We start from the raw sequence: 14,107 nt of genomic DNA, 5'->3' as shown, positions 1-14,107 counted from the left end.
TAAGCGGAAATTGTCAAGAGTGAAATGGGAGGTATAGCAAGATGGCGAAAAACGGTAAAACATACAGCATTACAGAAGCTCAGCTGGAGGATATGATAAAAAAGGCATCCGAGGCCGGGGCGGAGGCATACAAGAAAGAGCAGAGCCAGTCTACCAGGAGGAAAGTAGACCGGATGCTCTACAAGACCAAGGTTCTCCTGGAGAAATACACATGGCTCAAAGCGTATGCTAAAAATTCTGTATACACACTGGAACAGGCGGAAAAGGTCAATGACGGTATGGCAGACATCGAGGTTCTGACAAAGTTCGGTATCTTTGATAATGATAAAACACTGCACAATCTGAAAAGGGGCGTTATTACTGTCAATATGTTAATGACTCATGTGGACAATATGCTGGAGGTTTACCGTGAGAATTGTGAAAGCTCCGCCTCCAAGACAAAGCAACGCCAGTACAGAGTAGTTTATAACATGTATCTGGCAGAGGAGAAAAAGACCACAAAGGAAATTGCTGAAATGGAGTGTGAGGAGGTACGCACGATTCAGAATGATGCGAAAGCAGCCAGGGAGGACTTGACAGCCCTTATTTTTGGGTTAGATGGTATTCTGGTAAGAATACTCAGGGAGTAGTGGAGAAAAGGCTACATGAGGCTATAACAAAGCGAGAAAGGTATACCATTTACGTTTTATTTACGTTGAAACTGTTTTAAGCAAATGTTATCTTGTAAAAAGCAAGTTTCTACTTGCTAGCTGTTCGTAATCTGATCCGGTAAACAGATTACGTTTTCTCATTTATTCCCTCCGGTGGGGCGGCTTCAGCTTCCCCACCCTGGATATAGAGAACAGCTGAAAGCATGTAGTACAGCTACTCCTACAAAATAAAGTTCCCACAAAAGGGCTGTGCCTGGTCGGCATGGTCCTTTTTGTTTTATCCAGAAAGAGGTGAGAAATTAAATGAGCGAATTTGAAAACCCTAATTTACCGGAAAACTTGCCGGAAAAAAGAATTGAAGTTGTCACAATGAGGGTAGGAGACATCAAAACCGGTTTCGGTAATCCGAGAAAAATCGGAAAGAAGAAACGTGAGGAGCTGAAACGCTCACTGGAGCAGTTCGGGGATTTTGGTCTTTTTCTGATTGATGAACAGGACAACGTAATCGCCGGAAACATGAGACACGCTATCCTAAATGAGATTAACCCGGATCAGGAAGTCACATGTAAACGCCTGGTAGGATATACAGAGGCGGAGCTGAGGGCGATTAACATTAAGGACAACACCCACGCCGGGGAGTGGGATATGGACTTGCTGGCAGACTGGACAGCTGATTTGAACATGGATTTAGGTCTGGACTTGCAGGAGGGCAGCCCAGGGGAGCGGAAGATTAAGGAAATGGAGCTTCTGAATTACGAGAAGTATGATTACGTGATGATCGTCTGCAAGAATGAAATGGATTATAACGAGCTGACCCGTAGGCTGGGAATTGACGGTGCAAAGGTTAAGATCAACGATAAGAAGAAAATCAAAGCAAGGGCGGTGTGGTACCATGAATCAGGATTATCAAGCATGTAAAACCGTTGGGATATATGTTCCATCGTACAAACGCAGCGACCGGATCATGACCTGGAACGTTCTGAATGATTGCACCTATGTAGTCAGGGAATCAGAGGAAGCGGCATACCGGGAAGCCGGTATAACGAAAATTCTTACAGCTCCGGATGAAGAAATCAACAGCCTGGCAAAAGTAAGGCAGTGGATTATTGACAATACGCCGGAGGACATCGTAATCCAGTGCGATGATGATATTTCCCGGATGATCTACAAGGGCAAGAACAACAAAGTTGAAATCGCCGACAAGGACGTTATCGACATGGAGTTTGAGAGGGTAGCACAGATTCTGAGCGATTTAAGGCTTGGGTTTGCTTCCTGCACCATGACCGGGGATGTCCGGAAGTTCAATGCAGAGTTCCTGTTCAAAGGAATTACCGGAGGAATCTGCTGGTTCAATAAGGAGTGTCTGAAAAGCCGGTTCGATAATATGACCTACATAAAAGAGGACACGGATTTTGTTCTCCAGGAACTGTTGCAGAATCGGATCATCATCATTCCGGATTACTTCGGTATGCAGAATGAGTACGACAAGAACGCCGGCGGCAATAATGAGAATAAGAACTCCAGGGCGTTAAACCAGACGGTTGAGTATATGAAAAATAAGTGGGGTAAGTATTACGATCACAATTTCAAAACAAACCAGAGCCGCATAAATGTCAAAAGATAAGTTACCGGAAAGTACAGAAAATGTACAAGATGCTGAAAAGGCAGATTTGACGAAAAATCGGTTGTTTTCGCCTTGAAATCATGTGAAAAACTGCTAAAGTTAAGCTCAAGTTAAGGGAAAACCAAGGCTTGACAATCATTTTGTAGGAGGAATGAGATATGGCATACAATCAGTTAATCACAAAGAACGGACATTCATTATTCACGATGTCCAGTCTCTATCAGAAAGCAATCCGGAGATGCGATGTAAAGGCGGCAGGTTACGCAGCAAATGAGTTGTTCGACCGCTATGAGCATTATCTCTGGAAAAGAACCCTGGTAATCTCAGCAGAGGATTGTTACGGGGAATGTACCCAGGAAATCTTAGCTCTGTACTGGGCGAGCCAGGAAGTGAACAAAGGAAAGAAAGGAAATGACCGGACAAAGATTTTCATAGCAAAGGCAATTACCATTTTGCTGTACCACGCAAAGAGCAGAGATTCCGATTTCTTTGCATGTGAGGCTATGGATGATAAGAACCGGTCAGCCGGAGATTTGAAAAAGTATTTTACCGAGAAAGAGCTTTACGATCTGAACCATGGTATTGATAAGCAAATCAACCTGGAGGAGTTTCAGGAGCTGGACGGCGGTAAGATACCGAAATATGTTTACGACTGCCACACCCTGGAGGGCAAGAGGGCAGGAAAAACAAAAGAGGACTTCATGCGAGAGGAGGAGGCAGACTTACAGTACAAACAGTTGTCTTTCTTCGACCTGGAGGGAATCAAAGGAAATTTTAGTTACGCCTGAGTAAAGGCAGAGAGGAGGAGCCAGCATGATAAAGAAAACAGATCAGGTACGTAGCCTGGTAAGACAGGGGCGTTATAAAGATGCCCTGAGAATTGCAAAAGGTTTCCGGTTAGGAATAACCAGAGAGCAGAGCGACACGATGGTACGTGCGTATGAGTGCATGGTTCATCCTGATTTCTACCGGAGCATAGGCAAAAACACACAGGAGTGCATAGACGGAGGGGTAGCCGTTTTATGTCGGATATTTGGTTCCTGACCGCATAACAAAATAAAGCGAGCATGAAAGCATCTTCTCACACACGGGAGGATGCTTTTTTCGTAGTAAATTGGTAGGTGGTGAGATGGCAAATGAACAGAACTTAAAGAAGTTCGGAAGCGAGAGGGAACCGAGTGAGGCAGGTCGGAAAGGCGGCAAGGCATCCGGAGTGGCAAGGCGGCGAAAAAGAGACATGAAAAACGCTGCAAAGTTGCTTTTGAATATGCCGGTTACTGGCGAAAACACAATCAAGAATCTGGAAACGCTTGGCTTCGAGGAGGAGGACATGACAAACCAGATGGCCCTCATGGTACGAGTTTTTCAAAAGGCTATGCAGACAGGGGATGTCCGGGCGGCTGAGTTTCTAAGAGATACAGCTGGTTACAATCCGGAAACGAACCTGAAAGAACGGCAGTTCAAGTATGAAAAGGACAAGGCAAATGGTATGAACCAGGAAATAGAAGATACAAGCGATGTGGATGATCTGATATATGACGGTAAAGAAGAAAAAGACGATACCGTTTAAGTTCGGTCAGAAACACATGGATTATATCTATGCCTGTCAGTTTAATACTTACAACATCCTGGAGGGAGCTGTTCGTTCCGGAAAGACCATTGATAACGTATACGCTTTCGCACATGAGCTTAAAACCTGCCCCGATAAAATCCACCTTGCCACCGGTTCCACCATGGCAAACGCAAAGCTGAATATCGGTGATGCGAACGGCTTCGGTCTGGAGTATATCTTCCGAGGTCAGTGCCGATGGAGCAAATATAAAGACAACGACTGTCTGAGAATTAAAGGCCCGAGTACGGGTTACAAAGAAAAGATAGTCATTTTTGCCGGAGGGAAATCTTCCGACAGTTACAAGAAAATTCGTGGTAACTCCTACGGTATGTGGATAGCCACGGAGATCAATCTGCATCATGACAACACCATAAAAGAGGCTTTCAACCGTCAGTTGGCAGCAAAACGCCGTAAAATCTTCTGGGATTTGAACCCAGAGCATCCAAAAGCTCCGATTTACGCAAATTACCTGGATGTCTACGAGGCGAAAGCTAAAAAGGGAGAGTTGCTGGGAGGTTATAACTACCAGCATTTTAATATCTTCGAGAACGTGAACATCACAAAAGAGCGTCTAAGAGAGATTGTCAGCCAGTACGACCCGAGCAGTATCTGGTATATCCGGGATATAGAGGGTAAAAGAAGCATTGCTGAGGGTCTTATTTACGTCAAATTGGCTACTTCCATAGCGGCAAGCGATAATAAATACCTGATGTCCGTTGAGGCTGTAAAAAAGCTGGAAAAGGAAAATCAGTTATTGGATATTAACATAGGCGTTGACTTCGGAGGAAACGGATCCGGTCACGCTTTTGTTGCTTCTACCGCAACCAGAGGATATGAGAAATTGATAGCCCTGGCTTCTGAGTGGCACGATGCAGACGGAACAGACCCTGACGATCTGGCCAGAATGTTCGTTGAATTTGTCAAGAAGATAAAAGCCACTTATGGTAGGGTCACACATGTATATTGCGATTCTGCAGAACAGGTTTTGAAACAGGGACTACGTTCTGCCCTGATTAAAAACCAGATGGGAGATATTAAGGTTGATAACTCCCGGAAAGAGCAGATCACAAACCGTATTTTCACACTGACAACGCTAACGGCTCAGGATCGGTTTTATTATACCGAGGATTGCGAATCACTCCAGGAAGCTCTCAGCATGGCAGTATGGAATCCTAAAAATACCGAGCTGGAACGTCTGGACGATGGCACAAGCGACATCGACAGCCTGGATGCTTTCGAGTATTCGTATGAGCATGACTGGAAGAAATTCATAAAAGCAAAAGCCGGATAGGAGGTGTGCAGCATTGGCAGTAATAGATTTTTTCAGAAAGGCGTTAAGTAAAATGATACCTAAATCAAACATCGAGAAGCGGTTGAATATTTCAATCGCTACATCGGCAGTCATGGATAGAGGCATAGAGCTGTGGTCCATGATGTACGAAAACAATCCACCCTGGAGAGGTGGAGATGCTGGTGTTATACCGCTTAATCTTCCGGCAGCAATTTCAGAGGAAATGGCACGACTTGTACTCACTGAGTTCAGTATAAAGCTGACGGGAAGTGCAAGGGCTGATTACCTGAATAAACAGCTGAAGAATAACCTGGTAAACCTCAGCGATCACATGGAGCTTTTCTGTGCGAAAGGCGGCATCTGCTTAAAGCCGTTCATTTCCACAGGAGGAACTATTGATATTGATTTCACGCAGGCGGATAGGGTTTTTCCTACTGCCTACAACAGCAACAAAGAGATTACCGGAGCTGTATTCGTGGACAGCAAGAGACAAGGCGACTACGTATACACACGGTTAGAGAGCCACAATCTGAACGGGACAGACTACACCATCGTAAACAAGGCTTTCCGTTCCGAGAGATTGACGGGTCAGGCTCCGGATGATGATTTCATCAGCGTACAGCACCCGTATCAAACGCCTGTTCCCCTGAGTGAAGTTGAGGAATGGGCTTCTCTATCTGAGGAACCGGTGGTAATCAACAACGTTGAAAAGCCGTTGTTCGTTTATATCAAGATGCCAAGAGCAAATAACCTGGATCCAAACTCTCCGTTAGGAACTTCGGTTTATTCCAGAGCCACAGAGGTAATCGAACAGGCAGACAGACAGTTTTCCCGGATTCTCTGGGAATACGATGCTACAGAGGCAGCAATCCACGCATCAGCTGATATGTTCGACAGCGATAAGAGCGGTAAGCCAATCCTACCGACTGGTAGAGAGAGGCTGTACCGTGCTTTTGACTTTGAAAGCAAGGAATCTTTCCTGAAAGAGTACGCTCCGGAGATAAGGTCAGACCCGTTGTTTAAGGGCTTGAACAAATACTTCCAGCGTATCGAATTTTTGGTCGGACTGTCATACGGTACAATTTCTGATCCGCAGGACATTGAAAAGACGGCTGAGGAGATAAGGACATCGAAACAGCGATCATATACTGTAGTCTCCAGAATACAGAGTGCCTGGGATAACGGCTTTGATGCTCTCATTTACGCCATGGATGTTTTATGCACACTCTACAACCTGGCTCCAGCCGGAGGCACAGAAAAGGCTACCACATGGGGAGACGGGGTTCTGGAGGACACAGACAAAGAATATCAGAGACGGTGGGCTATGGTACTGGCTGGCAAGTACAAGCTGGAAAAGTTTTATGCGTGGTACTTCGGATGCTCCGAGGAGGAAGCAAAAGAAATGATACCAGAAGCACCAGCTGGGAATTATCCTCCTGAAGAATAGGAGGTGCTGCCATGCTGACACCTGAATATCTGGAGGCGTGTGCTGACAGCGTTCTTGGTATCTATGATGAACTCAATATTAAGATTGTTGAGGACATCGCCCGGAGAATTGCAAAAACCGGAACCGTGACCGATTCTGCAAAATGGCAGATTAAACAGGTCCAGGAAGCCGGGAAACTCATGGACGAGATCACACATGAGGTTGCAAGTATAACAGGTTTTTCAGATGCCTACGTGAAAGAGCTTTTCAATGATGCCGGGGTAGCTTCCCTGGAATATGAGAGCAGATTCGTTACCGAGGCTGGACAAACTCCGGTCACGCTGAATACTTCCCCAGCCATGATGCAGACTTTAGCGGCGGCAATCGAGAAAACACAAGGGAACCTGAACAACCTAACCGGAACAACAGCTGTTGCATCACAGAGCTTGTACCTGGAATCTACCAACATGGCATACATGCAGGTAACTTCCGGGGCTTTTCCATATCAGGAAGCCATAAAACAGGCAGTCAGAGCGGCAGCAATCGAGGGAAGCAAGGTTTATTATTCCAACGGTCACAGCTCAAAACTGGATGTCGCTATTCGCCGGTCCTTATTAACCGGAGTAAACCAGACAGCCGGACAACTTACAGAAATGTACGCCGATGATATGGGCTGTGATTATTACGAGACATCCGCCCACGTAGGAGCCAGGAATACCGGAGCCGGTTATCTGAACCATGAGAGCTGGCAAGGACAGGTTTTCTGTATATCTGGGAAAGACCATAGGTACCGGCAATTTGAGGAGGCTACCGGGTACGGAACCGGAGGAGGCTTGTGCGGATGGAATTGCAGACACAGCTTTCACATGTTCTTTCCTGGACTTTCAAAGCCGGCATACAGTGAAGCTACATTGTCCGGGTACTCGAACAGAAAGCACACCTACAAAACACCATCAGGAGAAAAGCAGATCCTGGACGAGTACGAATGTACCCAGAAACAGAGAGCTTACGAAAGGTCAATCCGGGAATCAAAGACGATCCTGGCTGGATATGATGCTGCTATAAAGGCGGCTCCAAACGCTACTCTCGAAAACTCCATGAAAGAGGAATTTGCTGCAGAGAGTGTAAAACTGAAAAAGATAGAAGCGGAAATGAAAGATTTCTGCAAACAGACCGGGAGACCGGTCGATTCTGCCAGAACCCAGGTGTATGCCGTAAAGGATGATTCCGGCAGAATTGTTAATTTTGGTAGATCAGTCAGCCAGAAAGCTGTCTGGGCTAATAAAAAATCAAGATAGGAGGTAAAACCAAAATGAAGAAACTGTTTATTTCACAGCCCATGAGAGGCAAAACGGATGAAGAAATCCTTGCCGAGAGAAAAAAGGCTATTGAAAGTGCAGAGAGAAACCTTGGAGAACCGGTAGAAGTGATTGATTCATTCTTCCAGAACGCTCCGGCGGATGCGAGACCGCTCTGGTTCCTGGGAAAATCCCTGGAGTTGCTGTCTACAGCTGATATTGCATACTTCGCCAAAGGATGGGAAGATGCAAGAGGCTGTAGAATTGAAAACCAGTGTGCTATCGAGTACGGCATCGAGGTTATCGAGGATTACACAGAGAAGTAGGGAGGAGGTGATCCTGCTATCTCCCAGTCATGGGTTAAATGACAGGCTCATTCAGGCATTTTGCCTGGTTTAAGTAACAAATTATCACGGAAGCGGAAATAAAGCCTCCACGGGCTTATCACGCATCCACAAAGCAACCTACAACAAAATATTTCACAGTTAAAACCGGGTGGTTTCCTTTTCTGGAGACTTCCCGTTTTTATTCGCCCTGGAGGAATGGCATATAAACTACTCGGCTTGCCCTGGACACGGCACATAAACTGTTCAAATTTCCGGTCATGGGCGGATATATCCCATGATAGCAGAGCCGGAGTGAACCGGCATATAAACAAAATCAGCGAATTAAGGAGGTACACCATGTACGAATTTTTGAAGAAACTTTTTGGAACTGTAGACGGACAGCCGGAGGCACTGACCTATGAACAGCTGGAGGAAAAGATCAAAGGCGATAAAAACCTGAAAATCGTAAACCTGGCGGATGGTGGTTACGTTGCCGAGGATAAGTTCAGAGCAAAAGAGACGGAGCTTACCGGAGTGAAACAGCAGCTCACGGATGCCAATACCACAATCCAGTCCCTCAAAGACAAGGGAGCGGATGTGGATAAGGTCACAAAGGAATGGGAGGACAAGTACAACAAGGACACCCAGGACTTGAAAGACAAGCTAACAGCCCAGGAACGTTCCCATCAGACGGATATGTTCTTATCTGGCTATAAGTACACTTCCAAAGCGGCACAGGCCGGTATCAGAGCAGAGTTTGAGAAAAAGAACTACGCACTGGAAAACGGTCAGTTCGGAGCGGATGCTAATGCCTACATGAAAGCACTCATGGAGAGTGACGATTACAAGGGTGCGTTCGTTATCGAGGACAACAACAATGGCGGTCAGGGAGACCAGGGAGGAAGCGGAGCCGGAGGACAGGGTACTCAGCCTCATTTCGCAGCCGGAACCAATGGAGGCACTGGTGGCGCTGGTGGAAACGGTGGAAATCAGAATCCGTTCCTGAACATGGGCTTTACCCGTTTAAGACAGCCGGAAAACAACAAATAAGGAGGATCTAAAGAATGGCAGCATTAAACTACGCAAAACAGTATCAGCAGGCACTGGAGCAGGAGTTCCCTTATGTTCTCTACTTCGGAGCCCTTTTCAACACACCTAACAACGGTCGTTACCGCTGGGTAAACTCCAACGTGATCGAGGTTCCTACAATCACAACGACCGGTCGTACCGATGGTAACAGAGATACTATCGGCGAGAAGAAACGTAACTACAACAACTCCTGGACACCTCTGCAGGTTACCAACCACAGAACATGGTCTACTCTGGTACATCCTCGTGACATCCAGGAGACCAACCAGGTAGCGAGCATCGCAAACATTACCAGGGTATTCAACGAGGAGCAGAAATTTCCTGAAATGAACTGTTACCTGATTTCCAAGCTGTATGCGGACTACACAGGAGCCGGAAAAACAGCAGACAAGACCGTTCTTACCACAGACAACGTTCTGGAGGTATTCGATGCCATGATGACCTACATGGACAACAAGAGAGTTCCGAGAGCTGGTCGTATTCTGTACGTAACACCTGATACCAGAACCCTCATTACCAACGCAAAGCAGATTGTCAAGACCCTTGACGTAAGCAAGCGTTCCGAGGCAGTTAAGAGAGCAATCACTTCCATTGACGAGGTAGAAATCCCTGACAGCGTACCGTCCGACATGATGAAAACGGCGTATGACTTCACGGAGGGATGGAAGGTAGACACTGCCGCAGACCAGATCAACATGTGTCTGGTTCATCCTCTGGCAGTCATTACTCCTATCAACTACGAGTTCGCACAGCTGGATCCGCCTTCTGCTGGTTCCGAGGGCAAGTGGGACTACTTCGAGGAATCTTTCGAGGATGTGTTCCTGCTTCCCAACAAGGTTGATGCAATCGCATTCAACATTACACCTCATGCGTAAGAGCTGGTAAATAATGATTAAAGTGACGGGAGCCTGTTATGGCTCCCTTTGTCACGGAATGGAGGAAAATATGTTAAAAGCAAGAAAAGCAAACAGAGTTATCCGCATCCCTGATGAAAAAAAGGATGCTTATATCGCACTTGGTTACAAGATTACCGATATGAATGACAAGGTTGTGGCTGAGCCTCACAATGCGGAAAAAGAGGCTGAAACATTAAAGGCCCAGGTTACCGACCTGGAGGCTAAGCTGAAAGAGGCTACTGAGTACGCAGAGAACGCCGACAAGAAGATCGAGGCTATGGAAGCGGAAAACGCAAAGCTGAAAGAACAGGTTACCGACCTGGAGGCTAAGCTGAAAGAGGCTACTGCAAAGACCAAGGAAACCAAACAGGCAACCGGAGGTTCTGAGGCTGGCAAACAGGCTGATTCCGGTAAACAGGCAACCAAATAATAGGGAGAGTGATTTATAATGCTCCAAGAGGCTATAACAAGTCCATACGTGGACTACAACTACTACTCTGAAACATACGGCGGTAATAAAATACCACAGGACAGCTTCGATGCGTGCGAAAAACGTGCCGAGGCTGTTTTACATAGAATCTCTTTTGACAGGGTTAAGCGGCTCCCTGAAATTCCGGACATGGTAAAGGATGCTATCTGTGCGATGGCTGAAATTGATTACCAGGAGGAGAAAAAAACGCCAGGAGTTAAGTCGGAAAATTCGGATGGGTATGCTGTCACTTACGCAGATTCCGGGAACACAACCGGAGCATCTGGCAGAGTGGCTTTAATGTATCAAGAGGCCAGCATTTACCTGGAAAATACCGGCTTATTATACAAAGGAGTATCGAGAAAGTATGATTGTGAACAGTGACATTACCGTTTTCAATAAGCGGTATGACAGAACCGAACGCACAGAAAGGTTCTATGGCACACAAATCAGAGGGGTTAGCTTTTATTCCAGGAAAGGTACATCATCCGGAAGCAAGGAGCTGTCGAAAAGCGATGCCTACACAATCCGGATTCCAGCAGATGCTGACACATCCGGGAAGAAATACGCAGATCAGAAAGCGTATTTGGAACTGGATGATAAGGTTTTCTCCGGCTACTGGACGTTGCAGCCTGGAGCAATCATTGTCCAAGGGCTGGTTGACCTGGAGACAGCAACAGAAACGGAGCTGAGACAGTCATATCCGGAAGTGATTTTTGTTAGGAATTTTACAGACAACAGGAGCAGAGGTTCTTCGAGCATGAGGCACTGGAGAGTAGGTGGTGAGTAGTGGCAATCACTGTAACAACACCAAGAGGGCAGATTATACGGACAACCACGAAAAGCGGAGCTGTAAAGGCAGAGCTTAGCTGGAATCCAAACTTTGCACCTCAGAAATCGCAGAACTTCACAAGGGCTCAGAAGTTTGTTGACAGCGAGGTGCTGAGGTACTGTAGTGCCATGGTTCCTTTTCAGACCGGTATGCTGGACAAATCCGGAAAGCTGGGGACGGTAATCGGGAGCGGAAATGTTCAATACATCGCCCCGTATGCCAGAACCCAGTATTATGATACGGCAACGAGCAGACCGTATGATGCAAACAGAGGAGCCAAATGGTTCGAGAGAATGAAAGTTGCCTACAAGAAAGACATACTTTCCGGGGCAAAGAAACTCATGTAACGGAGGTTTGATATGGCAAAAGCAGATTCTATTATTGATGCACTGGAAAAGTATTTCATAGGGTGCGAATTGCTGAAAGACGGGGCTTTAAGGGTTGACTTCCTGGGGGAAAAGCCGGTGGAATACACCATTGAGGTTCTGCCTTGCGATCCGGTTGTAAAGAGGTATCTCGGAGGAAGTACCGTCCGGCAATACCTTTTTGCTTTTGGATCCAGGGAATTTTACAGTCAGGAACGCCTGCAGAACATCCAGAACAGCGCATTTTATGAGCGACTTGCAGACTGGGTGGAAACCAAGAGCATGTCAGGGGTTCTCCCGGAACTTCCGGACGGAATGGAAGCTCAGCAACTCGAAGTAGTATCATCTGGGTATTTGTTTGATGGATCAATGACAAACGCCCGGTATCAGATACAGTTAAGATTATTATATTTTAAGGAGGCATGAACATGGAAACAAGCAGAAATGTTGTCAAAAGACATCAGTTTGCCGACTATCTGAACACTCAGACGGCAGACACACCAAACTATTGTCTCATGGGCGTAGGTTTCACATCGTTAAATGAGGAGCCTGGAGCCCAGACAGAATCTAAGAAGTACGTAAATGAAAAGGCATCGTCCAAGTCCGTAACCGGATATGAGACGGTGTTCCCGTTTGAATCCGATCTGATCCCGGAACAGGAGCCTATCCTGGCACTGTACAATGTCGGTAGAAATCACTACACAGGTTCCGAAGCAGAATTTGAGTATGTCAGAGTTGAACTCTGGGAGCCGAAAAAGGGCAAGGAAAACGAATTTTCTGCAAGAAAGTTTATCGTTTCCGCAGAGATTTCCGAGGTATCTGGCGATACAGACATCCAGGTTTCCGGAAACCTCAACGCAGTAGGTGATCCGATTGACGGTACTTTTAACACAAAGACAAAGACCTTTACTGCCGCAACAGCGAGCGCAGGAACAGGAGTATAACACGAGACCGCCTAAAAAGCGGTCTTTTGTTTTATTATTAGCATTCAATCCATAGGAGGTACGATTTATGAGAATAGTGGTATTAGGAAAAGAGCTGGAGTATGATTTCTTCGATGCTGATCTTCTGGAGAAGTACGAAAAAGAAAACCTCAGAGTAAAGGAAAGAATCCAGGAACCTACACAATACGATGGAAAGACAACGGCTGATTCTTTGAGAATCCAGTGTGGTATCGTGAATGATTTCTTCGATGAAGTGTTTGGTAACGGAACTTCTGAGGAGCTGTTTGGTGGCAAAAACAATATCAAAGACCACATGGAGGCTTTTGCTTCTGTGGCTGGTGCTGCCATGAGTTGTAACGGAGAACTTAAAGCCCTCACAGAGAAGTACAGCCCGAACAGAGCTGAACGGAGACAGTCTGAGAAGCAGAACAGCAAGAATTTCAACAGAAACGCCGCATACCACGGTAACAAAGGTAAACACCACTAATGAACATTCTGGTTGATGCCCTACCGGAGAGCGTTGCAGTATGCGGAGAGAAGTGCGAGATACGTACCGACTTCCGCATAGCAATCCTGTTTGAAATGCTTATGCAGGATGCAAGCATAGACCCAAAGGATAAGGCAGCGAAAGCCCTGAATCTATTTTTTCCGGTTATTCCTGGGAATCTCCAGGAAGCAACAAAGGCTATGCTGTGGTTTTACAAATGCGGCAAAGAGGAGAACCCACAGCGTAAGAAGCTGAGTGCGAAAAAAGGAAAGACCAGGGTTTACTCATTCGAGTATGACGATGATTATATCTATGCCGCTTTTATGACACAGTACAGCATTGACCTCCAGGACATAGAGTACATGCATTGGTGGAAATTCAGAGCCATGTTTAACTCCCTGACAAATCAAAATGAATTTGTCAAAATCATGGAATACCGGAGCATCGAGATAAAGAGTGACATGCCAAAAGAACAGCAGTCGTTCTACCGGAAAATGAAAAGGCTGTACGCTTTGCCGAATCCTGGAAACGAGGACGAAAAGCTGGCAGAGATCGAAAAAGCTCTCCTGAAAGGTGGAGACCTTAGAGGTGTGCTGTAGTAGGGAGGCGGTAACTATTGAGAAAATAGAAAAAAATAAAATGAACCGGGTAGAGTGCCCGGACTGCAATTACAAGATGCCTATTTTCTTTTCAGATAAGGCAGAATGTACCGGGGTGATGGTTTCTTGCAAAGGGAGAAACTGTCACTCCGTTTTTGAAGTAAAAATTAAACACGGAAAACAGATCAAGTAGTGCCAT

Annotated in this window: 20 protein-coding genes; all 20 read left to right on the top strand. The window is 46.1% G+C overall.

Translation table 11 applies throughout. The features are described from left to right. Positions 1–41: 41 nt before the first annotated feature. The gene (locus ACESZP_RS01130) at positions 42–629 is read left to right on the top strand and encodes a hypothetical protein (RefSeq protein ID WP_499707765.1); all 588 of its coding nucleotides are present in this window, start codon (positions 42–44) and stop codon (positions 627–629) included. A 324-nt stretch (positions 630–953) separates the two neighbouring features. Continuing rightward, positions 954–1,568 (top strand): ParB N-terminal domain-containing protein, encoded by a 615-nt coding sequence (locus ACESZP_RS01125; protein WP_147600863.1) that lies wholly within the window; start codon positions 954–956, stop codon positions 1,566–1,568. Continuing rightward, positions 1,543–2,274, top strand: a complete 732-nt coding sequence (locus ACESZP_RS01120) for a GREB1-related protein (RefSeq protein ID WP_499707764.1) — start codon at positions 1,543–1,545, stop codon at positions 2,272–2,274. The genes ACESZP_RS01125 and ACESZP_RS01120 overlap by 26 nt, the downstream gene beginning before the upstream one ends. Positions 2,275–2,432: 158 nt before the next feature. Beyond that, the gene (locus ACESZP_RS01115; protein ID WP_499707763.1) at positions 2,433–3,062 is read left to right on the top strand and encodes a hypothetical protein; all 630 of its coding nucleotides are present in this window, start codon (positions 2,433–2,435) and stop codon (positions 3,060–3,062) included. A gap of 25 nt (positions 3,063–3,087) precedes the next feature. After that, complete coding sequence (locus ACESZP_RS01110; protein WP_499707762.1) at positions 3,088–3,318, top strand: hypothetical protein; 231 nt, start codon at positions 3,088–3,090, stop codon at positions 3,316–3,318. 85 nt (positions 3,319–3,403) lie between these two features. Further along, a complete protein-coding gene (locus ACESZP_RS01105; protein WP_499707761.1) occupies positions 3,404–3,844 on the top strand; it encodes a hypothetical protein in 441 nt (146 codons plus the stop codon). A gap of 16 nt (positions 3,845–3,860) precedes the next feature. After that, positions 3,861–5,177 (top strand): terminase large subunit domain-containing protein, encoded by a 1,317-nt coding sequence (locus tag ACESZP_RS01100; RefSeq protein WP_499707760.1) that lies wholly within the window; start codon positions 3,861–3,863, stop codon positions 5,175–5,177. Between the two features lie 13 nt (positions 5,178–5,190). Further along, the gene (locus ACESZP_RS01095) at positions 5,191–6,624 is read left to right on the top strand and encodes a phage portal protein (protein WP_499707759.1); all 1,434 of its coding nucleotides are present in this window, start codon (positions 5,191–5,193) and stop codon (positions 6,622–6,624) included. Positions 6,625–6,635: 11 nt separating this feature from the next. After that, positions 6,636–7,901 carry a phage minor capsid protein gene (locus ACESZP_RS01090; protein ID WP_499707758.1) on the top strand — a complete coding sequence of 422 codons (1,266 nt, stop codon included), beginning with the start codon at positions 6,636–6,638 and terminating at the stop codon, positions 7,899–7,901. 14 nt (positions 7,902–7,915) lie between these two features. Further along, positions 7,916–8,227, top strand: coding sequence for a DUF4406 domain-containing protein (locus ACESZP_RS01085; protein WP_147600855.1), 312 nt, complete (start codon positions 7,916–7,918; stop codon positions 8,225–8,227). Between the two features lie 357 nt (positions 8,228–8,584). Further along, positions 8,585–9,277: a phage scaffolding protein gene (locus ACESZP_RS01080; RefSeq protein ID WP_499707757.1), complete on the top strand. Its 693-nt coding sequence runs from the start codon at positions 8,585–8,587 to the stop codon at positions 9,275–9,277. Positions 9,278–9,291: 14 nt separating this feature from the next. After that, positions 9,292–10,191 (top strand): hypothetical protein, encoded by a 900-nt coding sequence (locus tag ACESZP_RS01075; RefSeq protein WP_499707756.1) that lies wholly within the window; start codon positions 9,292–9,294, stop codon positions 10,189–10,191. A gap of 70 nt (positions 10,192–10,261) precedes the next feature. Continuing rightward, on the top strand, positions 10,262–10,642 hold the full coding sequence (locus tag ACESZP_RS01070) for a hypothetical protein (protein ID WP_499707755.1): 381 nt from the start codon (positions 10,262–10,264) through the stop codon (positions 10,640–10,642). Between the two features lie 18 nt (positions 10,643–10,660). Then, the gene (locus ACESZP_RS01065; RefSeq protein ID WP_499707754.1) at positions 10,661–11,065 is read left to right on the top strand and encodes a hypothetical protein; all 405 of its coding nucleotides are present in this window, start codon (positions 10,661–10,663) and stop codon (positions 11,063–11,065) included. Then, positions 11,049–11,471: a DUF6751 family protein gene (locus ACESZP_RS01060; protein ID WP_499707753.1), complete on the top strand. Its 423-nt coding sequence runs from the start codon at positions 11,049–11,051 to the stop codon at positions 11,469–11,471. The genes ACESZP_RS01065 and ACESZP_RS01060 overlap by 17 nt, the downstream gene beginning before the upstream one ends. Further along, positions 11,471–11,860, top strand: coding sequence for a hypothetical protein (locus ACESZP_RS01055; protein ID WP_499707752.1), 390 nt, complete (start codon positions 11,471–11,473; stop codon positions 11,858–11,860). Before ACESZP_RS01060 ends, ACESZP_RS01055 begins: the two co-directional genes overlap by 1 nt. 12 nt (positions 11,861–11,872) lie before the next feature. Then, on the top strand, positions 11,873–12,304 hold the full coding sequence (locus ACESZP_RS01050) for a hypothetical protein (RefSeq protein WP_499707751.1): 432 nt from the start codon (positions 11,873–11,875) through the stop codon (positions 12,302–12,304). 2 nt (positions 12,305–12,306) lie between these two features. Beyond that, complete coding sequence (locus ACESZP_RS01045; RefSeq protein WP_499707750.1) at positions 12,307–12,822, top strand: hypothetical protein; 516 nt, start codon at positions 12,307–12,309, stop codon at positions 12,820–12,822. A gap of 67 nt (positions 12,823–12,889) precedes the next feature. After that, on the top strand, positions 12,890–13,309 hold the full coding sequence (locus ACESZP_RS01040) for a DUF6673 family protein (protein WP_499707749.1): 420 nt from the start codon (positions 12,890–12,892) through the stop codon (positions 13,307–13,309). After that, positions 13,309–13,908 (top strand): bacteriophage Gp15 family protein, encoded by a 600-nt coding sequence (locus ACESZP_RS01035; protein ID WP_499707748.1) that lies wholly within the window; start codon positions 13,309–13,311, stop codon positions 13,906–13,908. Before ACESZP_RS01040 ends, ACESZP_RS01035 begins: the two co-directional genes overlap by 1 nt. Positions 13,909–14,107: the final 199 nt, after the last annotated feature.

This window comes from Candidatus Dorea massiliensis AP6, assembly GCF_964245105.1.
GTDB classification, from domain to species: Bacteria; Bacillota; Clostridia; order Lachnospirales; family Lachnospiraceae; genus Laedolimicola; species Laedolimicola intestinihominis.
The sequence above is the reverse complement of the archived record's forward strand: the minus strand, read 5'-3'. Positions and strand labels throughout refer to the sequence as shown.